Origin of the sequence: Bacillus proteolyticus (assembly GCF_001884065.1) — a bacterium.
Classification (GTDB): Bacteria; Bacillota; Bacilli; order Bacillales; family Bacillaceae_G; genus Bacillus_A; species Bacillus_A proteolyticus.
Genome location: NZ_MACH01000140.1, coordinates 1 through 24,717, shown reverse-complemented (window position 1 = coordinate 24,717; position 24,717 = coordinate 1). Strand labels below are relative to the sequence as shown.

The following is a 24,717-nucleotide window of genomic DNA, read 5'->3' as shown; positions in this document are numbered from 1 at the left end:
GCTCTATTTAGGGATAGGGACATGCTATTGGTGAAATCCGAAAAAACACTATTATATTTTTAAAAAGAACAAGGCGATCATTTTTGATCGCCTTGTTTAACATTTGTACAATTAATCTACGCATTAAGCTTAATAAGCTAAACAGCATGAATCATTATTTATATTATCGAGTTATAGTTACCAAACGTTATTCAACACTATTTTACCTATTGCTTTATTCGACTCCAAATGATCATGTGCTTGTGCAACTTCATCAAACGTAAATGATTTAGAATTTAGCAGTGGGCGAAGTTTTCCTTCTTCTACTATTTGCGTTAGTTTAGTTAAAGTTTCCCCGCAAGCGTCACGTTTATCTGTATGTAATATTTTTAACGCCATAAAAGTAACGTGCAGAGTAAGTCCTTTTGCGTGTAAAGGAGAGAGGTCATGGGTTGAACGAGCTGCAATTGTTACGACAGTTCCATTGACTGCGGCAGCTTCAAAAGAATGATCAAGATTTTTGCCACCTACCGTATCAAATATAACTTCAAATCCGTTGCCATTCGTATGTTTTTGAACATATTCTTGAACAGATTCTTCTTTATAATTAATAGCTATGTCGGCTCCTAGACGATGGGCTATTTCAATTTTGTTCTGCTGAGAAGCTGTTGTAAAAACTTTAGCACCTGCCCATTTAGCTAGTTGAATGGCAACGTGTCCCACGCCACCAGTAGCTCCATGAATGAGAACATTTTGACCAGGTTTAATATTTGCACGATCAAATAAAGATTCCCAAGCTGTAATTGCAACTAATGGCAAGACAGCTGCTTCTTCCATTGTTAAATTGTTAGGTTTGTGAGCAATCAGTCGTGCATCAGCAAGCATAAATTCTGCAAGTGCCCCACCAGTTTCTTTAAAACCTCCGGCACAACCGTATACTTCATCCCCAGATTTGAATTTTGAAACACCTTCTCCTACTTCAATAACAATACCAGCTACATCTCCGTGTAATATAGCTGGAAACTCAGGAGCGACTGCTGAAACGGTACCACTACGCATTTTAGTATCGATTGGATTTACACTTGTTGCCTTTACATGGATTAGAACATGACCTGGTAAAAGTTTCGGTTTTGAAACTTCCTCTAATTGAAATACAGATGAATCCCCAAAAGAATGGATAATTTGTGCTTTCATTGTTTATTACCTCCTGTTCGTGGTTATAGCATAGCAAAGCACAAAAAATAAGTATAATATTTTGAATTTGGCTAGTGAGAATCTTATATAAAGAAGAGGAAAGTGTGTGAAATGATGTAACGCACTTGCAAAAGCAACTGTAAAGCTTTTTGAAGAAAGGATAGATGTTATTTTTTACAGCATGATTTATTAATTACGTTTATCCCGCTATTCGCCGGGCAGTAAGACCCCCACCTCAAAATTCAGCGGAAGCAAAGAAGTTATGTGGGGGTCAGGCCGCCCGTAAAAGCCCGATTGGTTCAACTAATAATCAGTGGGGGGGATGAACAAAACCCCCACTGATTAAAGTTTCACTTTATTATTACTCACTTAGTATAGGTACTTAAAAGTGCCTACATCACTTTAAAGTACGTACTGTTATTCATGTTATGACCGATTTATAATAACACTCGTAGCACAAAGTTATAACGATTATGTTTGGGGTAATACGATTACCATCGGCAACAAGGTGTACAGTATTGTTTGTGAATTTTGGAAAAAATACCGAAAGTAAAGAAAATTATAGATTTATATGAATGAAGGAAAGTGAGTGAAACACATGGAAAAGTTTGCGAATCATTTTGGATATAATCGTATGTTTGCGAAAAATCAACTTACGTTAGGAGTTCACATTCCGATTGAAAATTATCAGTTTCATGCACCAACAATGGAAAAACAAGTAGAACTGGTACAAAAAGCGGAACAATATGGTTTTACAGGCGTATGGCTTCGAGATGTTTTGCTGCAAGACCCTGACTTTGGCGATCCTGCAACAGGTCAAATTTACGATATGATGATTTATTTGACGTATTTAGCAAGCAAAACAGAGAAAATCGCATTTGGAACGTCGGCAACTGTATTATCACTTCGTCATCCATTGCGTGTGGCGAAAGAAATTGCGACATTGGATCAACTATTTCCAGAAAGAATTATGCTCGGCGTTTCATCCGGTGACCGACGTGCCGATTTTAAAGCGTTAGGTGTTAGTCATGAAACAAGAGGTGAAAAGTTTAGAGAAGCGTTTGCTTACTTGGAAGAGATTTTGTATAAAAACTTCCCATCTATCCAGTCGACACTAGGAGAAGTGCATGGTGCAAATTTAGTTCCAAAACCGTCTAAGCATGTTCCAACCTTTATTACAGGTTTTAGTCAGCAAAATATGGAATGGTTTGCTGAACATGGAGATGGATGGATGTATTATCCACGTAGTCCGGTACATCAGGCGGCAGCAATTGGACAATGGAGAGAACTAGTAGAGGATTATCATCCAGATGTATTCAAACCATTTATACAGCCGATGCATTTAGACTTATCTGAAGATCCAAATGAACGCCCTACACCAATCCGTTTAGGTTACCGTACAGGACGTAAGGCACTAATTGAATTGCTTGATATATACCGAAGTATTGGTGTGAATCACTTATTCCTTGCTCTATTTGATGGTAAACGCCCGGCTGACGAAGTATTGGATGAGCTAGGAGAAGAAGTACTACCTCATTTCCCTGCATTGTAAAGGAGTGGAAAGAATGAAAGCAATAGGACTTATGCAATATGGAGATAAAAATGTATTACAAGAGATGGAAATGAACAAGTAATGGATTCAATGACATTTCTTTTATTCGGAGCGACGGGGGATTTAGCGAAACGAAAAATTTACCCTGCTTTATACAAACTATTTAGTAATCAAAATATACCGCAATCTATTTCTATTATCGGTATTGGCAGAAGGGTAATGTCAGATGTGGAATTTCAAACAAAGGTAGAACAATCTCTTGCTACATTTTCTAGAGTATCTACTGATGACGAATCAGGAGTAGAAGAATTTATTAGCACATTTCGTTATTGTCAATTAGATAAAGCGAATATAGAGGACTATCAAGATTTGTTGAGTCTTGTAAAGAGGCGTGAAACAGAATTAAACATTCCTAAAAACCGCATGTTTTACCTATCTGTTGTACCAGAAGTATTTGATGTAATTGCTTTAAATATTAAGGAAAGTGGATTGTGGGCCACAAAAGGATTGAACCGTCTTATTATAGAGAAGCCTTTTGGTCATAGTTTAAAATCTGTTCGCGAGTTAAATACAAAGTTAATTAAAGATTTTGATGAAACTGATATTTATTGTATTGATCATTATCTTTGAACATGAATGGTAACTAGGAATACACAAAAAAAGTATTACGAAATAAAAAATCTTTAATTCAAGACATATTTATTGACGGTCATAATTTATGTAGTTAATATACTAGACATAAGGTTATCTAATTACTAAAAGTAATTAGATAAATATTTTTTGTTGGATCTAATAAATAAGTAAAATGCAGTAGAAATGCTTTGAATTGCCACTATTAATATTGGGGACAATGAGAGAGCGAAAGGTATAAAAAGAATTGGAATTAGATAACTCTTTGTTTTTTATAAAAACAGGAAGTATAAGAGTATGAGCTTTTGTACAATTCATTTTTAGTATATTGACCAGGATTATACAACAAGAGGGGGACTAAAATTGGAATCAATGACCTTTGTTTTATTTGGAGCGACAGGGGACTTAGCGAAACGAAAAATTTACCCCGCGCTATATAACTTATATAGAGATCAAAAGCTTCCAAAGCAAATATCCGTTATCGGGCTTGGAAGACGCCAAGTATCTCATGAAGATTTTCAAGAAAGAATAAAAGAATCAATAGAGACGTTTTCTCGTCAGAGGGAAGAAGGTACTCCGGAACTCGAAGGTTTTTTAGATAATTTTCGCTATTGTCCATTAGATGTGAGTAAGCCGGAAGACTATGAGAGATTATTACAAGTCGTTCGTGAAAGGGAAGAAGAACTACATATAAAAGGTAATAGAATGTTCTATCTTTCCGTTGCACCTGAATTTTTCGAGACAATTGCTTTAAATATTAAGGAAAGCGGACTTGATAAAACGGATGGATGGAAACGCCTAATGATTGAGAAACCGTTTGGGCACGACCTTAAATCTGCTCGTGAGCTTAATGATAAACTTAGTCGCACGTTTGAAGAAGACGAGATATACCGTATTGATCATTATTTAGGTAAGCCGATGATTCAAAACCTTGAAGCATTAGAATTTGCAAATCCTGTTCTCCAATCGATTTGGAATAAAGAACATATAGCGAATGTACAAATCACAGCGAGTGAAACAGTTGGGGTTGAAGAAAGAGCAGGATATTATGATCGTGCAGGAGCTATTCGTGATATGGTTCAAAATCATATGTTACAAATATTAATGATGACTGCTATGAATCTGCCGGAAAAAATTAACGCATGTGAAATTCGAGAGGAAAAACGAAAGGTAATGGAGACGCTTCGTAAAGTGAAAAAAGAAGACGTTCAGAACCATACTATTCGTGGACAATACTCTTCAGGAGAGATAAAAGGCGGGCAAGTTGTAGCATATAAAGAGGAGCCGGGAGTAAATCCTTCTTCTAATATAGACACATTTGTTGCTGCTCGCTTATGGATCGATAATCCATTTTGGACTGGCGTTCCATTTTATATACGAACAGGCAAACGAATGAAAGAAAAGTCTACTCGTATTGTAATCGAATTTAAAAATACGTTAAAACAGCAATATCAAGATAATAATCCAAATGCAGAACCTAACTTATTAATAATTGAAATTAGCCCAGGTGAGAATGTTTCATTACAGTTAAATAGTAAAAATCCATTGAAAAATGGAGAAATTGAACCAATCCGTATTAACTTTACTTGTGAGCAAGCGGATGTGGGAGTACCTGAAGCGTATGAAAGACTCATTCATGATGCTGTGAGTGGAGACGCTACATTCTTTGCACATTGGAGAGAAGTTGAATTGTCATGGGAATGGGTACAACCAATTCTTGAAGCATTCGAGGAAAACTTATTGCCACTTCATGAATATGAGTCGGGTTCATATGGTCCAGATGCGTCTAATGAACTATTGCAAGAAAGTGGATTTAAATGGTGGTTAGATCAAGAAACGGAAAAATAAGTACTTTCTTTAATGAAAGCATTTAGGGGGACGATTACTATGACACAAAACATAAATCAATTAGCAGTGAATACACTTCGTACGTTATCAATTGATGCAATTAATGCGGCAAATTCAGGTCATCCAGGTCTTCCGATGGGAGCAGCACCGATGGCTTATGCATTATGGGCGAATCATTTAAATCATAATCCTAATCATCCAAAATGGTTTAACCGTGATCGATTCGTTTTATCGGCGGGACATGGATCGAGCCTACTATATAGCTTACTTCATTTAGCTGGATATGACGTTTCAATTGATGACTTGAAAAGCTTCAGAAAGTTAAATAGTAAAACACCAGGACATCCTGAGTTTGGGCACACTTCTGGAGTTGAAGCGACTACAGGACCGTTAGGACAAGGGATTGCAAATGCTGTCGGAATGGCAATGGCAGAAGCGCATTTAGCAGCGAAGTTTAATAAGGATGGTCACTCTATTATAGATCACAATACGTACGCTTTAGTTGGAGACGGTGATTTAATGGAGGGTGTCGCTTATGAAGCGATGTCAATGGCAGGGCATATGAAACTTGGCAAGTTAATTGTACTGTATGATTCAAATGAAATTTCACTTGATGGTGAATTAAACATTGCTTTCTCTGAAGATATTCAGAAAAGGGTAGAATCTGCACATTGGCAATATGTAAGAGTTGAGGATGGAAACGATGTCGATGCTATTACAAAGGCTATTCAATTAGCGAAAGACAATACGGACCAACCTACTCTTATAGAAATTAGAACGATTATAGGTTATGGAAGTCCAAAAGTTGCTGGAACGAACAAAGCACATGGTAACCCGCTGGGGGTAGAAGAAGCGACAGCGACAAAACAAGTGTATGGTTGGCATTATGAAGAAGATTTCTTTGTGCCTGAAGAAGTAACAGCTCATTTTAATGATTTGAAACAAAAAGGTATTGAAAAAGAGGACGAATGGAATGAGCAGTTCAACGTATATAGAGAATCAAACCCTGCACTAGCAGATGAATTAGAAAAAGCGATTACAGGCGAGGTTTTAATCGAAGCGAAAGACATTCTATCCTTTGATACTGAAAAAACGATTTCCACTCGTGTTGCAAGTGGGGAAGCTATTAATCATTATGTGAAATCGATTCCTTCTATTTTCGGTGGAAGTGCGGATCTTTCTCATTCTACGATGACAGATATAAAAGGTGAAGCTGTGTACGCGGTAGAATCGTATGCTGGCCGAAATATATACTTCGGTGTACGTGAACATGCGATGGGAGCGGCAGCGAATGGACTGGCTCTTCATGGAGGAGTAAAACCGTTCGTAAGTACATTCTTTGTATTTAACGATTATCTTCGTCCATCTATTCGACTTGCTGCATTGCAAAAGTTACCTGTTACGTACGTATTTACACATGATTCGATTGCTGTAGGAGAAGATGGTCCAACGCATGAACCAATTGAACAATTAGCAGCTCTTCGGGCAATTCCAGGTTTAACAGTTATCCGCCCGTCAGATGCAAATGAAACAGCGAGTGCGTGGGCTTATGCATTACAGCAAACGGATAGTCCAGTCGTTTTAGTACTTAGCCGTCAAAATTTACCGGTATTTAATGAAACGAAAGCGAACATAGAGAATCTTTCTAAAGGAGCTTACGTATTAACGCAAACAAATGAAAATCCGGATGTGATTTTAATTGCGACAGGTTCTGAAGTTTCTTTAGCTGCTAGTGCGAAAGCAAAATTAGAAGAAGATCATGTTTCAGTCCGCATCGTTGCAATGCCAAGCTGGGAGTTATTCGATCGCCAATCGAAAGAATATAAAGAATCCGTTCTTCCGTCTTCTGTAACGAAACGAGTATCTCTTGAGATGGGTGTATCTCTTGGATGGGAGCGTTATGTAGGACAAGAAGGAAAAGTACTATCAATTGAAACATTTGGAGCTTCAGGAACTGGAGCTGAAGTCATGAATCTATTTGGATTTACGACAGAAAATGTTGTTCAAATTACAAAAAATGTATTGAATTCTTAAGCTATGACTGTGAATACCTTTCCGGACATATCAACTTATAAGTGCTGAAAATGATATGTCAAAAAGGTATTCAAGATTGTAGTGATATGAATTTTTAATAAAAGATGATTTGCGGAGGAATTATATTATGCGAGTAGGATTAATTGGTTTAGGTAAAATGGGATTAAATTTAGGGAAAAATTTAATGGATCATAAACATGAAGTAGCAGCATTCGATTTAAATACGAGTGCAGTGGAAGAAATGAAAGAGTATGGGGCTACAGGTGTATCTAGTTTAAATGAACTTGTTCAGTCATTACAATCACCAAGAATTCTTTGGGTTATGGTACCGCACGCTGTTGTTGATTCTGTTATTGATGAGGTTACACCATTGCTTTCAAAAGGAGATATTTTAATTGAAGCGGGTAATTCACATTATAAAGAGTCAATTCGCCGATATGAGCAACTAAAGAAAGATGGCATTCACTTTATGGATGCAGGAACTTCTGGCGGAATGGAAGGCGCTCGTAATGGTGCTTGTTACATGATTGGAGGAGATCAAGAAGCTTGGGACATCGTTGAACCTATCTTCCGTGATACTGCTGTAGAAAATGGATACTTATATGCTGGAAAAGCTGGTAGTGGTCACTTCTTAAAAATGGTTCATAACGGAATTGAATACGGTATGATGGCTGCTATTGGTGAAGGATTTGAAATTCTAGAGAAAAGTGAATTTGATTACGATTATGAAAAAGTATCAAGAGTATGGAACAACGGTTCAGTCATTCGCTCTTGGTTAATGGAATTAACAGAAAATGCATTTTCTAAAGATGCAAAACTTGATGAAATTAAGGGCGTTATGCATTCTTCTGGCGAAGGGAAATGGACAGTAGAAACAGCATTAGACCTTCAAACAGCAACTCCTGTTATCGCAATGTCTCTATTAATGCGCTATCGCTCATTAGACAATGATACATTTACAGGAAAAGTTGTAGCAGCTCTGCGTAATGAATTTGGCGGACATGCAGTAGAAAAGAAATAAAGTGAAACTTTAATCAGTGGGGCTTCATCCCACACAAATCGGCCTTTTACGGGATAAGCATATTAAACATGTAACTCATCAACGTTTAAAAACTGGAGGGAATTGATCATGAAATTTTTTATTGATACTGCAAATCTTGAGGACATAAAAAAAGCATATAAACTTGGAGTTTTAGCTGGTGTTACAACGAATCCTTCTTTAGTAGCAAAAGAGGGCGTTAAGTTTGAAGACCGTATCGCAGAAATTTGTCAGGCAGTACCTAAAGTTGAGTCTGTTTCGGCAGAAGTAACGCCAGATGCTGTTACAGCTGAAGAGATGATTGCTCAAGCAGAAGAATTAATTAAAATTAACGGTGGCGATAAAAACGTCACGATAAAACTTCCGATGACGCTAGCAGGATTAGAAGCTTGTCGCTATCTTACTGAAAAAGGTGTGAAAACGAACGTTACCCTTATTTTCACTGTAAACCAAGCTCTTTTAGCTGCTCGAGCAGGTGCAACGTACGTTTCTCCATTTTTAGGACGCTTAGATGATATTTCTGAAGATGGTGTACTATTAGTTGCGAAAATTGCTGAATTATTCGATGTTCATCAATTAGATACACAAATTATTGCGGCTTCTGTCAGACACCCAGATCATGTAACTCGTGTAGCGATGGCAGGTGCTCACATTGCAACAATTCCTTATAAAGTAATTGAACAACTTGCTATGCACCCATTAACAGACCAAGGTATTGAGAAGTTTGCTGCGGATTGGGCGAAAGCTCCTAAATTATAATGAAGTGAAGTTTTCGCTAGTTGCTTTTTCAAGAGAGGGCCACGCTCTATGTAATTTCATCCTGTAAACTTAATCTTGAGTTTGGCATCTTATTACGTGAAAACGGCAATATAATAAAGAAACGATTCATTTTCAAAATAGCACAATAGATATGAAAAGGACCCCCTTATGAGAGTAAAGTTAGTTAGCATATAATTCTCATAAGGGAGAGTCTTTTTTCTTATAAAACATGGTGTTCTCAAGTATATATTTAATCGAGAAAGATTTTGGAGAGTGTTCTTTTGTTATAGGAATATTTTGAAAGGGGTTACATGGTGGGTTCGAAATATATGATTGGTGTAGATATTGGGACAACTAGTACAAAATCAGTTTTATTTTCAATTGATGGATCTGTTATCGCAAGCCATGGGATTGAATACCCTTTATATTCTCCCGCGCCAGAAATAGCAGAACAAGATCCAGAAGAGATTTTTCAAGCAGTGATACATACGATTAAAGAAACTGTGCAATCAAGTAAAGTACAGCCAATTGATATTCTTTGTGTTTCTTTTAGCTCGGCAATGCATAGTGTCATTGCTGTAGACGAAGAGGGGAATCCATTAACGAAATGTATTACTTGGGCGGATAATAGAAGCGCAAGCTGGGCAGAGAAAATAAAGAATGATATGAATGGTCATGAAATTTATCTTCGTACGGGAACGCCAATTCATCCTATGTCACCACTTTCGAAATTAGTTTGGCTACAGAATGAGCAGGCGGAATTGTTCGCAAAAAGTTATAAATTCATTTCTATTAAAGAATATGTTTTTTACAAGTTATATAAAGAATATGTAATTGATTATTCTATAGCATCAGCAACAGGAATGTTCAATTTGAAATCTTTAAATTGGGATGAGGAAGCTCTTCGTGTTGCAGGAATTTCAAATGAAAAGCTTTCTAAACTTGTTCCAACGACGCACAGTTTAATAGGATTAGATGAAGAACTTGCAAATGAGATGAATTTACTTGTTTCTACTCCTTTTATAGTAGGAGCGAGTGACGGAGTACTATCCAATTTAGGTGTAAATGCAATAGATCCTGGCGTTGTGGCTGTTACAATTGGTACAAGCGGTGCGATACGTGCTGTAACAAATGGTCCTGTAACAGATCCAAAAGGTAGAATTTTTTGTTATGCCTTAACTGAAGACCATTGGGTAATCGGTGGACCAGTTAATAACGGTGGTATGATTTTCAGGTGGGCTCGTGATCAATTAGGCACTTCAGAGATTGAGCTTGCGAAGCGTTTAAGAAAAGATCCATATGAAGTGCTTACTGAAATAGCAGCAAAAGTTAATCCGGGATCTGACGGTTTATTATTTCATCCTTATTTAGCGGGGGAAAGAGCTCCTTTATGGAATGCAAATGCGCGAGGATCTTTCTTTGGACTTGGATTGCATCATAAGAAAGAACATCTTATCCGTGCTGTTTTAGAAGGGGTAATTTATAATTTATATACAGTTCTTCTCGCTTTAAAAGAACTAATTGGCGAACCGAAAAAAATTCAAGCGACAGGCGGTTTTGCAAGGTCGGAACTTTGGAGACAGATGATGGCGGATATTTTTCATCAAGACGTATATGTTCCTGAAAGTTTCGAAAGCTCTTGCTTAGGGGCTGCAATCCTCGGTTTATATAGTATAGGTGAAGTAGATACGTTGCATGTAGTTTCTGAAATGGTAGGTGCGAGTTTCCACCATGAACCCAACATGGAAAGTGTGGAAAAATATAAAGATTTAACACCAATCTATATTCGTCTGTCCCGTCAATTGGAAGAAGAATATGAAAGTATAGCAGCGTACCAAAAAAAGTGGGTTTAAAGCCTATTTAACAGGAAAATATGGTAACGTATAAAGAGGTACTCCAATTTTTTTAGGGTACTCATTCAATATAAAATATTTTAAGAAGTATGATGAATGAAAAATATAGGGAGAGAGGGTTATGAAAATGAAGGATAACAAAGAGTTTATTGGATATGTTGGAACTTACACGAAAGAAAATAGCGAAGGAATATACAAGTTTACTTTAGATACGGAAGCAAAGAAAATTAGTAATGTAACACTTGCGGCCAAGCTGGATAACCCTACATATGTAACGATTAACCGAAATAATGAATATCTCTATTCCGTTGTTAAGGAAGGCGAATCTGGCGGTGTAGCTGCTTATTCTATTGATAGTCATACTGGAGAACTAAAAGTGAACAATAGACAAGTAGTAGAAGGTGCTTCTCCTTGTCATATTAGTGTTGATAGTGGAAACCATACAGTAGTTACAGCGAATTACCATAAAGGAACGATTGAGTCTTTTGAAGTAACTGAAGAAAATGGAACTGTAAATCCTGCCTCATCTATTATGGCGCATGAAGGTTCAGGTCCAAATAAAGAAAGACAAGAAAAACCACATGCACATTACGCAGGATATACTCCTGATGAAAAATATGTGGTCGGTGTTGATTTAGGAATTGATAAGTTAATTACGTATGAAATAAAAGATAGTACATTAATAGAAGTAAATAGCTTGTCTGTGAAACCAGGAAGTGGTCCAAGACATATTACTTTTCATCCAAATGGAAAGTACGCCTATGTGATGACGGAGCTGAGTTCAGAGGTCATTGTGTTAACGTATCATTCGGAAGAAGGATCCTTTACAGAATTACAGTATATTTCTACCGTTCCCAAAGAAGTTGATGGAAATAGTCAAGGTAGTGCTATTCATATTTCTTCTGACGGCAATTTTGTATATGCAGGTAATCGTGGTCATAATAGTATCGCTGTTTTCAGTGTGGATCAAAACTCAGGTCAGCTTACATTTGTTGAACATACATCTACAGAAGGAAATTGGCCGAGGGACTTTGTATTAGATCCGACTGAAAAATTTCTTGTTGCTACAAATGAAAAGTCACATAATCTTGTGCTATTTTCAAGAAATGAATCTACAGGAAAGTTAACACTCTTACAATCTGATGTTGTTGTGCCAGAGCCTGTTTGTGTTAAGTTTTTAAATGTGTAGCTCATGTTCGACATAATTTCATCTATCCAAAAAAATAGAGTATAGAAAAAGCAAAGCGATATCGCTTTGCTTTTTACTGTTTCTTTTTCGGTCTACGTACTAACTCGCCGCCGCAGTTTGGACAAACGTTTTGTCTTTCTTCTGTACATGGTGCACAAAATGTACATTCATACACGCAAATGTATGCTTCAGAATCTTGCCCCAGTGATTGATCGCAAATTTGACAGTTTGTTTTCATTGCTAGTGCCATAGTAATTCTCCTTTTAATTTGAAAATTTATAATTTAATTATAATTCATTAGGTAGAAACTGTCTTTTTCAATTGAAAGGAAATTGAATGATAAAGTTATGAATTGAAACGAAAGATGTTGGTTTATTTTAAAATTGATTATTTATTACAGTTGGAATATTATGAAATAGTCAAAAGACAACAGGGGGTATAGATTTTGACTAATCATAACGATCATTTAAAAGCAAACTGCGAAAAATGCTTCGGTCTATGTTGCGTTGCATTACCGTTCGCAGCATCGGTAGATTTTGCAGTGAATAAAGATGGTGGTAAACCATGTTCCAATTTACAATCAGATTATAAATGTAGTATACATAAAAATCTTAGAGGAAATGGCTATAAAGGCTGTACAGTATTTGAATGTTTCGGTGCTGGGCAAAAGATTTCTCAAGTTACATTTAACGGGGTTGATTGGCGGAAAGATGCTAAGCATGCGAGAAAAATGTACGATGCTTTTCCGGTTATGCATCAACTTCATGAAATGCTTTGGTATTTAAATGAGGCTATTCTTTTAAAGGCGACACAATCGATTCATAAAGAATTAAGTAAAGCGATTGAAGAGACTGAGCGTCTATCAAATTTAAGTTCAGATGAGTTAATGAAAATAAATGTTCCATTACACAGAGCGGAAGTGAACATTCTCCTTTTAGAAACGAGTGAATTAGTATGGAAGGAAATGAATGCTGCGCGTAAGAAACGAATCATTCACCGCGGAGCAGACCTTATGGGAGCAAATCTGAAAAAGAAAAATTTGCAAGGGGCGAATTTAAGAGGGGCGTATTTAATTGCGGCTAACTTAAATGGGGCAGATTTAAGAGGAGCAGATCTCATCGGAGCAGATTTGCGAGATGCAGATATTCGCGGGGCCGATTTTACAAATAGTATTTTTCTGACGCAAGTTCAAGTTAATGCGGCGAGAGGGGACAAACATACGAAATTACCGAAATTATTGTCCCGTCCATCGCATTGGAGTGCGTAAAGAGTATGGAGTGAGTTAGTTTGGATATATTTCGATATTTAGGAGAGATGCAAGAGGATGTTTTTTCGTTAGCAGTAGAACAAATAGAAGCGAAGTATTATGATATTTGTTGCATGTTAGCATCAAGTGCGCATGCCGAGCGAATTAAATCGATTCCTTTAGATTCATATGAAAAGAGTATGAGGATAGGTTTGAGAGAAACATTAGAAGTTGCTGAAAGTGAAGAAGCAAAGGCAATTTACTTTGAGTATGATCTTGATAATGAATGGGATAGTCAGTTTTATATTTGTGAGGAATATGCTCCACTTGAAGAAGAGGATGATGATTGGGCTTCTGAATGGACGTATGATATTGAGGGACCAAGGTCTGTAGAATTAGCGGATCTGTATGCTGAAAATGGCTTTGATACAAGTGAAAAAGCTGTTGGTATAACTTTGTATTTAATTGCTAAAACGCTGTGTAGTTTTATAAGTGTATGTAGTGAAGTGCAAAGTAATATACCGATTTGTATTGGTTTTCACGACCAAGATCCAATTATGCGAACAGGCAGAGAATAAGTCTCTGCCTGTTTTTTATACTACGTTCTCTTTTCAAAAGTAGTAATTAGAACACTACATATAATAAGGATACCACCAATGAAAAAGTTACTGCTTAACGTCTCATTTAATAAAATCCAGCCGAGTAGCGAACCAACGATCGGTTGGAAGAAGAAAAATAAGGAACCGATGCTAGCATCCATTAATTCTAATCCTTTATTCCAAAGGAAAAATGCACCTGCCGTTGAGACGATTCCTAAATAAAGTACGCCTAATACTACATACATGTTCATATGTTCAATTGGGTTTGATTGGAATTCCCATATCATAAAAGGTGTAATGAAAAAGAGTGAAAAGAATATTGCATACGTTGTAATAACTAAAGATGAAAATTGTGCTGAAGCAATCTTCACATAAATGGATAGTAAAGCCCATGTGATAGCGGCTCCAACTAAAATAATTGTACCGATAAAATAGGATCCAATTTCAATATCCCATCCGATTACTATAATGACACCGATTGTCGCTATTATAGTTGATAAAAGTCTACGAGTAGTTAGTTTCTCTTTTAAAATGAGCGTTGCAAATATAACCATAAATGCAGGTGTAGCTGATGTCACTAAGGAACCTGTATGAGCATCGGATAATTTCGTTCCGATAAATTGACATGTGATTGAAATGAAATACCCGATGAATCCAATCCAAGCAAATAATAGCCAATCTTTTTTGTGGATGGTTATTTTTTTCTTTTTCTTTTTTTCAGTTATTTTCAAAATCACATATAAAACAACAAAAGCGATAATAAAACGTAGCCAAACGAGTGTAAGTGGCGGGATAAAGTCGAGTACGTATTTACTAACAACGTACATACCGCCCCATATACTTGCTGCTAGAGATAAACATATAGCTCCTAAAATTGTTTGTTTCATTTGAATTACCTCCGTCTATTTTTAGGGTTATGATTTATTCCCTAAGACGAGGCATAGTGCACTTGTTATATGAATGCCCGTCTTAGATTATAGACGGACTACAGGTTGATCGTTTTCGAATGAAGTGTTGTAGTACATGAGCGTAGTCTCCTTTCTTTTTTTATAATGACATTATAACTTAATTTTCCGATTATTACAGAGTGTTATGTAAAATATTGCTATTAAGTTGTATGCCAGTGATTATCCGGACCCAATTCGTATAGAGAAGGGAGATCTTGTTTCTGTTAGTGAAAAGCATAAGGGACCAAAAAAATGGATAACTGGGTGTGTTGTTCGGAGGAGAACCAGAGCAAATAATAAGCAAGTGTGCAGATGAAAGTGGAGTTATTATAAAGCGATATACTGCAAAAGAATTACAATTGAGTAGTGGAGAAATACTAATTGGGTAAGCAGAACTGAATGGATGGATTTGGTTTGAAACGGTAAATGGCGAAGCGGGATGGGTACCGAAAGAAAATTTGCAGCAATAATAGGACACATATTTTTGAATAGTATAAGATGAGACGTGAAATTGTGTATAAATTGTGAATAACAAACCGTCACGTTTGACTGTACAGTTTATGTATTGTATGATTATAGTAATATAAACAAGGGGGGAAGATCGTTGGGAAGGTGTATCGAATCGGACAGTTGGCTCTCATGGCTCACGTGTCGAAACGAACGATTGATTATTATACGAATCTAGGTATCTTAAAAGCGGAGCGATCTCAATCTAATTATCGCTATTACGACGAAACAGCATTTGAGACATTACAATTTATTGAGAAGTGCAAAGAAATGCATATGCCGCTTTGTGAGATTAAAGAGAAAATCGAGGAGAAGAAAAAGCTGCTCGGTATCAATGAACACGTTTCGAAACATGTGAATGAAGTGACAGACCATATTCATAGATTAGAAGCAGAGTTAACGGAGTTAAAGCCTCTTTTAGATGAATTGACTGATTCACAACGTGAAAAAATATCGAAATCTTTATCAGGTCAAACGACAGCTTTAATACAGACACTTGCTCTATTATTATAGAATAAGTGAAATCCGACCTCTTTAATTTTTGTATCGGGCTATGTTTTCTAACGAACAAATAAGAAAACATTATAGTATACAGGAGGTGGACACCTTAGTTTTTTTAACTAAGGGGATTCATTGGAAATATTTAATTTAGTCATGGTTGCGATTTTAATCGCATTTACTGGATTTTTCGTAGCAGCAGAGTTTGCGATTGTAAAAATACGTTCAAGTCGCATTGATCAGCTTGTTGCGGAAGGGAAACGCGGCGCATTAGCAGCGAAAAAAGTAACAACAAATTTAGACGAATATTTATCTGCTTGTCAATTAGGTATTACAGTTACAGCGATGGGACTTGGTTGGTTAGGTGAACCGACGATAGAAAAATTATTACACCCGTTATTTGAGAAATGGAATTTAAATCCGTCTATCTCATCAGTATTAACATTTGGTCTTGCATTTATGACGATGACGTATTTGCACGTTGTAGTCGGGGAATTAGCTCCAAAAACGATGGCAATTCAAAAAGCTGAAAAAGTGACATTGTTATTAGCAGGTCCGTTAATGATATTCTATAAAGCTATGTATCCATTTATTTGGGTATTGAATGGTTCTGCTCGTGTTGTAACTGGTTTATTCGGTTTGAAGCCAGCTTCTGAACATGAAGTAGCTCATACAGAAGAAGAGTTACGTCTTATTCTTTCAGAGAGCTACGAAAGTGGAGAAATTAATCAAGCTGAATACAAGTATGTAAATAATATCTTTGAATTTGATAATCGCATTGCGAAAGAAATCATGGTACCGCGTACGGAAATCGTTGGTTTCTATCTTGAAGATTCAGTAGAAGAACACATGAAAGTAATCCAAAATGAACGATACACACGTTATCCGATTTTTGGAGAAGATAAAGATGATATTATCGGTATGGTCAATGTAAAAGATTTCTTTATTCGATATATGAACAACGATAAAGAAGATTTATCATCGATTCGCACGTATATGCGTCCGATTATTGAAGTTATGGAAACTACTCCAATTCATGATTTATTACTGCAAATGCAGAAGAAGCGAATTCCAATGGCTGTTTTATATGATGAGTACGGAGGAACAGCTGGAATTGTAACGCTTGAAGATATATTGGAGGAAATCGTCGGCGAAATTCGTGATGAATATGATGAAGATGAAGCACCACCAATTCAACATGTGAACGAATACCATAAAATTGTTGATGGAAAAGTGCTTATCTCAGAAGTAAAAGATTTGTTTGGATTACACATTGAAGAAGATGATGTGGATACAATCGGTGGATGGATTATGATGCAAAATCATGAAATTGAAGAAGGACAATACGTTGAAGCAGAAGGTTATGAATTTAAAGTGTTAGAAAAAGATGCTTATCAAATTAAACGTGTTGAAATTCAAAGAATGGAACAAGAACAAGAGAAAGCAGCAACTGTGTAAGTTGCTGCTTTTCTTCTAGCGTATAATAAAATGTGAAATTAGGAGCGGATATTTTGATTCAAGTAGCCTTACGTGTATATCGATTACAATTGTATGCGATCTTTAGTGGTTTACTACTTATGTGGACGATTACTCCGTTTGGAAAACAAGTGACAGGGTTCGGTATTGGATTAGCTGTAAGTGCATACTGTCTTTGGTTATTAGCTCGTAGAGTGGAGAAACTAGGAAGAAGTATCGTACTGAAAGAAAAGGCTCCTGGATTAGGGGTTTTAAACCGATTTGCAGCTGCAATATTAGGGGCTATCATTATGTATGAAATTGAGCATGAAATGGAAATGTGGGCATTTGGTACTGGAATATTAGGTGGTCACTTTTTAATGATTGCGAATTTAGCCTATGCAAATATGCAGTTAGTAAAGGAGGAAGAGAAGCAAAGAGAACAAGCTTCGAAAAACATAGAGTTATAATGAGAGGAACCTAACTGGGTTCCTTTTTTGTGTTTGAGAATAAATTGCGCAATAGTTAATATACTATGAGCAATTTAATAATGATAATCGAATTAGCGACCAAATATAATACGCTCCTTTTTTAGGTTTTTCAATAGTGTAGAAAAAATTTCGAGAAAATTTAAAAACCCATCGATTTCTAAAGCTTAAGTATGTTATCATGACAAAAGAATTTGTGAAAGAGGTGGATACCAATGTTACAAGCGCTACTTATTTTTGTGCTTCAAATTATTTACGTTCCCATTTTAACGATCCGTACGATTTTGCTTGTAAAGAATCAAACAAGATCCGCTGCTGCTGTTGGATTGTTAGAGGGAGCAATTTACATTGTCAGTTTAGGTATTGTGTTTCAAGATTTATCAAATTGGATGAACATTGTTGCCTATGTCATTGGCTTTAGTGCGGGACTATTATTAGGCGGTTATATAGAGAATAAATTGGCAATTGGTTATATTACGTATCAAGTTAGTTTACTAGACCGTTGTAATGAATTAGTAGATGAATTACGTCACTCTGGATTTGGTGTTACAGTATTCGAAGGTGAAGGTATTAATTCTATACGTTATCGGTTAGATATCGTTGCAAAGCGTTCTAGAGAAAAAGAACTGTTAGAAATTATTAATGAAATCGCACCGAAAGCATTTATGTCTTCTTATGAAATCCGTTCGTTTAAAGGTGGATACTTAACGAAAGCGATGAAGAAGAGAGCATTAATGAAGAAGAAAGATCATCATGTATCGTAAAGAAAAGGGGAGAAGCTGAGAAGCTTCTCCCCTTTCTATTTTTCTATAGTATTATGCCGCATTGTAACTTTTAGAGTGTTTGTTTCTTTCTTTTTTAAAATATGAAGCGAAACAAAACCAATAATCCCGAATATACCGAAGGCAAACCATGGTGTATGCAGGCCCTTCATATTTGATGTAAACCATGTACCAGTATAATTACCAATGATAAAACCAAATGCGAGTGATAGTTGATAAAATCCGAAATAAGTAGCTGTATAGGATTCGTTACTGTAATTTGCAATAGCGATATCAGCGTTAGGTAATACGAGCGTTTCACCAATTGTAAAGAAAATTACACAAATAAATAACCAATATGGATGTTGGAATAAAGGGATGAGTAAAAAGGAAATCCCCATTAATAAAACACCGTATTTAATGATAGAAAGTGTGTTGTACTTATGAAAGAGTTTTCGGAATAACACCATGAATATGACGCCTGTTATTGCATTTATTGTAATAACTGATGCAGCGAGCTGGTTACTATGACTAATGTTTTTCATATGAAGTGGAAGTGCGACAGTAAGTTGAGTAAACATAATGTAGAAGAAAATCATAATAAATGAAAACAAAAGGAAAGATTTATTTTGTAAGATAGCTTGTATTCCTAGTGTAATAGACGTGTTTTCAGTAGAAACTTGGAAATGGTTTTTAAGTAAGTAAAAGATAAGAGCGAATATTAGCATAAGAGATCCTGTTAGTGCGAAAGCGTATATCGGATTTAGAGAGAGTAAGAAACCTCCTGCAATTGGTCCGATTATCGCACCGCAATTAAAACTAAGGTTTAAGTATGTAAATAAATTTTTCCTCATATGAGCTGGTTGTGAACCGAATATAGCACGAGCTGCAGGTTCGTAAAATGCAGTTCCAAAACCGATAAGTGCGGAAGAAATAGAAATTGTATAGAAATCAGAGCATATTCCTAAGGCTATAAATCCGATTCCTCTTAAAAATAATCCGGCTATCATCATAATGATATAGCCTATTTTGTCAGCGATTAATCCTGAGAATAAAGGGATAACGCGTGATGTGATTATAATAACCGTCAAAACTGTTCCTACTTGCATAGCTGAAAAGTGAAGGGAACTTAATAGATAAATAGCTAGAAATGCATATACCGCAAAATATCCAAAAGACATAAAAAATGAAGAAATAAGCATGAAACGTATCGGTATTGAGAAATTTTTCATAGAACTCCTCCTAGGTATGTAACCATTAAAATTAATTACTGGTTAACAATTTTATATTATAATTATACATAAAGTCAGAAAAAAGTAAATTTTAAGAAGAAGGTGGATGGAATTGAATCAAAATGCACCAAATGAATTAGAATATATTCGGGAATTTTTAAATACATGGAAAATACCAAATGATACGAGAGAGCCAATTGATTTGTTGCAAACAGAAGGTGATATAAAGCAATTTATGAAAAAACAATTTCATGAAGAGTTTCTTTTTCATACGATAGATGAATTGAAAAGTTTTCGAGAAGACATTCGACTAACAATTGAAGGGGAAGGATCGTTGCAAAAGTGGTTAGAGAAATATCCATTTCAAGTACATGTAAAGGAAGATATGAAAGGTATTACATATGAACCATTGCACGAAGAGAGTATGTATACAAAAGTATTAAGCATTGTTTTAATGGCGATTCAAGAAGATTTGTGGAGAAGGTTAAAAGCATGTCCAGATTGCCGTTGGGTCTTTTACGACCATTCTCGTAATGGAAGTAAAAGATGGTGCGGTATGTACGCTGGAGAGGAAGGAGGAAGAGCGTGCGGTACGATCGCGAAAGTGAAAAATTACCGGGCGAAGAGAAAAGGAAGAACGGGTTATAATGTGTAATTTATATTAGGGGAAGAAAATTGGATGGGGGAATGTAGAATATGAAAGGTACACAAATGTTAGCTTTAAATAAAAAGTGTTGGGATACAGTTGCACCATATTTCTTTCAAGTGGATTGTTTACCTAAATATGGTCCGTATACAGCGTCTGAAGATGAGATTCATTTGTTCGATTCAATCAGAAATAAGAAGGTTCTTGATATTGGATGTGGAAGTGGGCATTCATTGCAATATATGGCAGAACATGGGGCAGAGGAAGTATGGGGACTTGATCTTTCAAGTGAACAAATTAAAACAGCGAATGAAACGTTAAAGTGTTGGAATCCAAAGTTAATGTGCGGAGCAATGGAAGAAGAAGGAGATATTCCGAAAGGGTATTTTGATATTGTATATTCCATCTATGCATTAGGTTGGACTTCAGACTTAGGAAAAACGTTGGAACTGATTCATTCATATTTAAAGCCAGGAGGAAGTTTTATTTTTAGCTGGGAGCATCCAGTATATTCAAACTTACAGTATGGTACAGAAGAAGTTGCTTTAAAGTCTTCTTATCATGAGGAAACCCCTATTACCTTTGAAACATTTAAAGGAGAAAATGTACAAGCGACATTATATAAGAGAAAAATGAGTACATACATAAATGAGTTAAATAGAGCCGGATTTACAATTGAGAGAATAGAAGAACCTGAACCATCTAGCATATTTGATGGAGAAATAGCTGAGCCTTCTACGAAGTATTATTCTTTATATAAAGCTAGGATGGTGCCGACGACGTTCATTATTAAGGTAAGGAAGTAAATAATGCTGCATAAAGAAGGGGAAAAAATGAGTCATATTAATATGGTGAAAATTGGTGAAGTGCAAAACTCTATAGATGAAAAAGTATACAGTAATTGGGGAAGTGTTATTTCTAACATTAATATATATCCAGAGTATATTGGAGGATTAACTGGCCTTGAGGATTACTCTCATGCAATTGTTATTTTTTATATGAATGATTTCCAGGAAGAAAATAACGAGTCGTGGGCTAGAAAGCCAAGGGGACTAAGTGATTTAGATGAAAAGGGATGTTTTGCGCAACGGACAAAGTATCGTCCAAACCCCATTGGAATTACTACTGTCGAAATATTGTCCATTGCAAATAATGTTATGACTGTGCAAGGATTAGACGCTAATGATCAAACGGCTATTTTAGATATAAAACCATATATTGCTGCTTTTGATGCAAGGGAAAATGTTAGTGTTCCAGATTGGATGAATAAATTGATGCAAGATTATTTTTAATGCTAATACAAAAAGATTTGCAGTTCATAATTGCAAATCTTTTTGTGTTAAATATTGTATGCATGGTTTATTTATCTCTTCGGTTGAAAAATATGCTGAAAGAAGTATTTGTGATGTAAGTTATCTATAACTTTATTTGCTTGATATGTGCGGTGTTGTTCTAGTCGAAGTCTTTGCTCCATCATTTTTATTGCGTGATCTGATAAACGTAACATTATACATTTCTCCTTTTCTATAAATATAGGTTTCTAATTGATATCGTTCCCATATTTATAACTAAGGAGGCATACTGTGTAACATAGGCAAAAAGCACCTTCCTCTCCCATTACGCTTACGAGGTTAGCTGTCGGACTCGGGAAGTGAGAGTTTCCCTACTTAAAAAAGATTCGCCCCAAGTAGCATGGCTACAAAAATGGTTCCCCCGCTCCAAAATTTGGACTCAGCAAAAGGTTTTATAAAGTAAAAAATAACATAAAGAGATGAACAAGTCAAATTATTTTATGTTTTCTGTCTTTTTAATTGCGTAAGAATCATACCATCAGGAAGTATTGTATCTGATACTGTAATGAATCCGTGTTTTTTATATAATGTAATAGCAGGGGTATTCGCTTTACCTGTTTGTACAATGTACGTCATTGAAGAAGGGAACATGCTAAAAATATAAAGTAGCAGTTTCGTTGCGATTCCTTTTTTAAAAAAATCGGGCGATACAACGAGTCGGTGAATATCAATTAAATTTTCTTCTTGTATAAAAGAAATAAAGCCGACAAGTTTATTTGCAGAAAAATATCCATAGAATGTTTCATCGCAACTTTGAATATCGTTTACAGTATCATATAAACGGGGTATTGCGGTACTGTTTATATAAGCTGCTTCAACTGTGTAAGCTGGAATTTGAACTTGTAAAATAGATGTTGCTACTTCAAAAGAATCGGGAAGTAATTTATGAATCATAAATAATGAAGCCTCCTTTGAATATGGTATATTAATATAATTGATTCATGGATAAGTTTGACAATATTTTTCTTTTTTGTATATAATATATGTATCTTTATACATGAAATGTTCTTACATTTATTTCTATAGTAAAATATAGTTAGCGTTGATAAATACGTATTTTTGTATTTAATCATAAAAACTATAATAGAAATGGAGGACTAAAGATGGGATGGATTATCACATTAATAGTTGGTGCTATTATAGGGGCAATTGCTAGTTCTATAACGGGTAAAAATTTTCCAGGTGGTATGTTTGGAAATATTATCGCAGGTTTATTAGGTGCTTCGTTAGGTGGTAGATTATTTGGATCTTTTGGGCCATCATTTGGTGGGATTCATGTCGTGCCAGCATTATTAGGAGCAATCGTTTTAATTCTTATTGTATCATTTGTAGTGAAAGCTGCAAGAAAATAAAGATATAGATTATAATGAGAAGCCCTGAATAAGGGCTTTTCATTATTCAAAGAGGTGGTTTCGTTGGAGAAAGTAAATATAAGAAAAAGAGATAAGTTGAAAAAGTTTTTTAGAGAACAAAATTATTTAGCGGTGTTACTTGGATTTGCATTATTGTTCATTAACATATTACTGCTAACGAAAATTTCATTTGTTTTTACACCGTTTATCGTCTTTTTAAAAACGATATTCTTCCCAGTATTATTAGCGGGAGTACTATTTTATATATTACACCCATTCGTTTCTCTTTTAGAAAGAAAAGGTGTTTCGAGAATTGTATCAATTGCCTCGATATATATACTCGTTCTTGGGTTATTTGTTTTTCTTGCGGTGACAGTTATTCCAATTATTAAAGATCAAGTAAATGCCTTAATAAATAACTTGCCATATTTCGGTCATGAAATCGAAAGGGCAGCACGTAAATTTGGAGAAAGTAATGTAATTGGTAGAATGCAAGAAAGCTTAAATATTGATGTTGCTAATATCGTGAAGGATTCTACAATGAACTTTACAAAATCATTATCATCAGTGACAGGAAACGTAACTGGATTTTTAAGTACAGTAACAGAAGTTGTTTTAACATTTGTAATGGTTCCCTTTATATTATTCTACCTTTTAAAGGACGGAGAACAGTTACCGAATCACTTTTTAAAGTTTATATCTGAGCAAAGGCAACCAGCTGCGAAGAGAATACTAGATGATATGCATTATGCGATTAGTTCGTATATTAGAGGGCAAATTATCGTTAGTTTATTTATCGGGATTATGCTATTCATTGGTTATCTTATAATCGGCATTAAATACGCGGTATTACTTGCTATTTTGGCAATGATTGTAAACGTTGTTCCATATGTAGGCCCTATTATTGCGATAACGCCAGCGTTAATTATCGCTTTTATTGATTCGCCAGCAATGATTTTAAAGGTAATTATCGTAATGATGGTTGTACAATTAGCAGAGGGGAAATTTATTTCACCACAAGTAATGGGGAAAAAGTTAGATATTCACCCGATTACTATTATATTTATCATTTTAACTGCAGGAAATTTATTTGGAATTATGGGGGTTATTTTAGCAATTCCAGGATATGCGATATTAAAAGTGTTAGTTACGCATAGTTATAGATTTGTTAAGTTGAATACGTAAAAAAGAGCTAAAACAGATAAAACTGTTTTAGCTCTTTTTTATTAATAATTGATTTGCATATTGGCGTGCCCATTAATCAGCTTCTAATAGCGTCTAGAGAAGTTTTTTTACTTTATAATGGGCAGCAATTGTTTTTTTATATCGAAAAATGTAATTTCATTTGCTGCATTTAATAAGAAGTATGTTTAGGTTTTTGCTATATATATTAAAATGTATTTTCAAAGTTTGATAGCAATGTAGCGGTATCCCTATTAAAAATCAAGGTTATAGATAACTGGTATATCCATTCTAGGGAAACCGCCCATACCTGTTCCAGGGAAACCGCCCATACCCATTCCAGGGAAACCACCCATACCTGTTCCAGGGAAACCG

General features: G+C 35.6%; 25 protein-coding genes, 1 pseudogene and 1 riboswitch. Of the genes and pseudogenes, 20 read left to right on the top strand and 6 right to left on the bottom strand.

Features of this window, described 5'->3' with window-relative positions; translation table 11 throughout:
• Positions 1–177 precede the first annotated feature (177 nt).
• On the bottom strand, positions 178–1,173 hold the full coding sequence (locus BAQ49_RS25120) for a zinc-dependent alcohol dehydrogenase family protein (RefSeq protein WP_071747482.1): 996 nt from the start codon (positions 1,171–1,173) through the stop codon (positions 178–180).
• Positions 1,174–1,771: 598 nt separating this feature from the next.
• On the opposite strand from BAQ49_RS25120, the gene BAQ49_RS25115 reads away from it, so the two are divergent.
• From BAQ49_RS25115 to BAQ49_RS25080, 8 genes are all read left to right on the top strand, one after another.
• Positions 1,772–2,725 carry an LLM class oxidoreductase gene (locus tag BAQ49_RS25115; protein WP_071747481.1) on the top strand — a complete coding sequence of 318 codons (954 nt, stop codon included), beginning with the start codon at positions 1,772–1,774 and terminating at the stop codon, positions 2,723–2,725.
• An 81-nt stretch (positions 2,726–2,806) separates the two neighbouring features.
• Positions 2,807–3,355, top strand: a complete 549-nt coding sequence (locus tag BAQ49_RS25110) for a glucose-6-phosphate dehydrogenase (protein ID WP_071747480.1) — start codon at positions 2,807–2,809, stop codon at positions 3,353–3,355.
• Between the two features lie 363 nt (positions 3,356–3,718).
• Entirely contained in the window at positions 3,719–5,203 is a 1,485-nt protein-coding gene (gene zwf / locus BAQ49_RS25105; RefSeq protein WP_071747479.1) for a glucose-6-phosphate dehydrogenase, read from the top strand.
• A 39-nt stretch (positions 5,204–5,242) separates the two neighbouring features.
• Positions 5,243–7,237, top strand: coding sequence for a transketolase (tkt, locus tag BAQ49_RS25100; RefSeq protein ID WP_071747478.1), 1,995 nt, complete (start codon positions 5,243–5,245; stop codon positions 7,235–7,237).
• Positions 7,238–7,364: 127 nt separating this feature from the next.
• Entirely contained in the window at positions 7,365–8,258 is an 894-nt protein-coding gene (gene gnd, locus BAQ49_RS25095; RefSeq protein ID WP_071747477.1) for a phosphogluconate dehydrogenase (NAD(+)-dependent, decarboxylating), read from the top strand.
• Positions 8,259–8,366: 108 nt separating this feature from the next.
• The gene (fsa, locus tag BAQ49_RS25090; protein ID WP_000667692.1) at positions 8,367–9,035 is read left to right on the top strand and encodes a fructose-6-phosphate aldolase; all 669 of its coding nucleotides are present in this window, start codon (positions 8,367–8,369) and stop codon (positions 9,033–9,035) included.
• A gap of 311 nt (positions 9,036–9,346) precedes the next feature.
• The gene (gene gntK / locus BAQ49_RS25085; protein WP_071747476.1) at positions 9,347–10,888 is read left to right on the top strand and encodes a gluconokinase; all 1,542 of its coding nucleotides are present in this window, start codon (positions 9,347–9,349) and stop codon (positions 10,886–10,888) included.
• A 121-nt stretch (positions 10,889–11,009) separates the two neighbouring features.
• Positions 11,010–12,077 carry a lactonase family protein gene (locus BAQ49_RS25080; RefSeq protein WP_084667560.1) on the top strand — a complete coding sequence of 356 codons (1,068 nt, stop codon included), beginning with the start codon at positions 11,010–11,012 and terminating at the stop codon, positions 12,075–12,077.
• A gap of 73 nt (positions 12,078–12,150) precedes the next feature.
• Here the strand turns inward: BAQ49_RS25080 and BAQ49_RS25075 are convergent, their stop codons facing one another.
• The gene (locus BAQ49_RS25075; protein WP_071747475.1) at positions 12,151–12,327 is read right to left on the bottom strand and encodes a DUF1272 domain-containing protein; all 177 of its coding nucleotides are present in this window, start codon (positions 12,325–12,327) and stop codon (positions 12,151–12,153) included.
• Positions 12,328–12,522: 195 nt separating this feature from the next.
• Between BAQ49_RS25075 and BAQ49_RS25070 the strand changes: the two genes are divergently transcribed.
• Together BAQ49_RS25070 and BAQ49_RS25065 are read left to right on the top strand one after the other, a co-directional pair.
• The gene (locus BAQ49_RS25070) at positions 12,523–13,344 is read left to right on the top strand and encodes a pentapeptide repeat-containing protein (protein ID WP_071747474.1); all 822 of its coding nucleotides are present in this window, start codon (positions 12,523–12,525) and stop codon (positions 13,342–13,344) included.
• 20 nt (positions 13,345–13,364) lie between these two features.
• The gene (locus BAQ49_RS25065) at positions 13,365–13,901 is read left to right on the top strand and encodes a hypothetical protein (protein ID WP_071747473.1); all 537 of its coding nucleotides are present in this window, start codon (positions 13,365–13,367) and stop codon (positions 13,899–13,901) included.
• A gap of 20 nt (positions 13,902–13,921) precedes the next feature.
• Here the strand turns inward: BAQ49_RS25065 and BAQ49_RS25060 are convergent, their stop codons facing one another.
• Positions 13,922–14,809, bottom strand: coding sequence for a DMT family transporter (locus BAQ49_RS25060; protein WP_071747472.1), 888 nt, complete (start codon positions 14,807–14,809; stop codon positions 13,922–13,924).
• A 214-nt stretch (positions 14,810–15,023) separates the two neighbouring features.
• Here BAQ49_RS25060 and BAQ49_RS33340 point away from each other — a divergent pair.
• The 5 genes and pseudogenes from BAQ49_RS33340 (at position 15,024) to BAQ49_RS25035 (ending at position 18,581) form a co-directional block, all read left to right on the top strand.
• Positions 15,024–15,339: pseudogene (locus tag BAQ49_RS33340) on the top strand (SH3 domain-containing protein).
• A gap of 142 nt (positions 15,340–15,481) precedes the next feature.
• Positions 15,482–15,889, top strand: coding sequence for a MerR family transcriptional regulator (locus tag BAQ49_RS25050; RefSeq protein WP_071747471.1), 408 nt, complete (start codon positions 15,482–15,484; stop codon positions 15,887–15,889).
• Positions 15,890–16,009: 120 nt separating this feature from the next.
• Entirely contained in the window at positions 16,010–17,332 is a 1,323-nt protein-coding gene (locus tag BAQ49_RS25045) for a hemolysin family protein (protein ID WP_071747470.1), read from the top strand.
• A 53-nt stretch (positions 17,333–17,385) separates the two neighbouring features.
• Complete coding sequence (locus BAQ49_RS25040) at positions 17,386–17,799, top strand: ATP synthase subunit I (RefSeq protein ID WP_071747469.1); 414 nt, start codon at positions 17,386–17,388, stop codon at positions 17,797–17,799.
• A gap of 233 nt (positions 17,800–18,032) precedes the next feature.
• Positions 18,033–18,581 (top strand): DUF2179 domain-containing protein, encoded by a 549-nt coding sequence (locus BAQ49_RS25035; protein ID WP_000938435.1) that lies wholly within the window; start codon positions 18,033–18,035, stop codon positions 18,579–18,581.
• Positions 18,582–18,616: 35 nt separating this feature from the next.
• On the opposite strand, the gene BAQ49_RS25030 is transcribed toward BAQ49_RS25035, so the two are convergent.
• Positions 18,617–19,810, bottom strand: coding sequence for an MDR family MFS transporter (locus BAQ49_RS25030; protein ID WP_071747468.1), 1,194 nt, complete (start codon positions 19,808–19,810; stop codon positions 18,617–18,619).
• Between the two features lie 112 nt (positions 19,811–19,922).
• Here BAQ49_RS25030 and BAQ49_RS25025 point away from each other — a divergent pair, with 112 nt between their 5' ends.
• Genes BAQ49_RS25025 through tsaA form a run of 3 tightly spaced genes read left to right on the top strand, consistent with a single transcriptional unit; the run spans position 19,923 to position 21,748 of the window.
• Positions 19,923–20,465, top strand: a complete 543-nt coding sequence (locus tag BAQ49_RS25025; protein WP_071747467.1) for a CGNR zinc finger domain-containing protein — start codon at positions 19,923–19,925, stop codon at positions 20,463–20,465.
• Between the two features lie 41 nt (positions 20,466–20,506).
• Positions 20,507–21,262 (top strand): class I SAM-dependent methyltransferase, encoded by a 756-nt coding sequence (locus tag BAQ49_RS25020; protein WP_071747466.1) that lies wholly within the window; start codon positions 20,507–20,509, stop codon positions 21,260–21,262.
• Positions 21,263–21,289: 27 nt separating this feature from the next.
• Complete coding sequence (tsaA, locus tag BAQ49_RS25015; RefSeq protein ID WP_071747512.1) at positions 21,290–21,748, top strand: tRNA (N6-threonylcarbamoyladenosine(37)-N6)-methyltransferase TrmO; 459 nt, start codon at positions 21,290–21,292, stop codon at positions 21,746–21,748.
• Between the two features lie 71 nt (positions 21,749–21,819).
• On the opposite strand, the gene BAQ49_RS33145 is transcribed toward tsaA, so the two are convergent.
• Together BAQ49_RS33145 and BAQ49_RS25005 are read right to left on the bottom strand one after the other, a co-directional pair.
• On the bottom strand, positions 21,820–21,963 hold the full coding sequence (locus BAQ49_RS33145) for a hypothetical protein (protein WP_002137343.1): 144 nt from the start codon (positions 21,961–21,963) through the stop codon (positions 21,820–21,822).
• 97 nt (positions 21,964–22,060) lie between these two features.
• Positions 22,061–22,203, bottom strand: a riboswitch (cyclic di-AMP (ydaO/yuaA leader).
• A gap of 43 nt (positions 22,204–22,246) precedes the next feature.
• Positions 22,247–22,747 carry a GNAT family N-acetyltransferase gene (locus BAQ49_RS25005; RefSeq protein WP_425266558.1) on the bottom strand — a complete coding sequence of 167 codons (501 nt, stop codon included), beginning with the start codon at positions 22,745–22,747 and terminating at the stop codon, positions 22,247–22,249.
• A gap of 164 nt (positions 22,748–22,911) precedes the next feature.
• Between BAQ49_RS25005 and BAQ49_RS25000 the strand changes: the two genes are divergently transcribed.
• A complete protein-coding gene (locus tag BAQ49_RS25000) occupies positions 22,912–23,160 on the top strand; it encodes a GlsB/YeaQ/YmgE family stress response membrane protein (protein WP_000539733.1) in 249 nt (82 codons plus the stop codon).
• A gap of 63 nt (positions 23,161–23,223) precedes the next feature.
• Complete coding sequence (locus tag BAQ49_RS24995; protein WP_071747464.1) at positions 23,224–24,345, top strand: AI-2E family transporter; 1,122 nt, start codon at positions 23,224–23,226, stop codon at positions 24,343–24,345.
• Positions 24,346–24,717 lie beyond the last annotated feature (372 nt).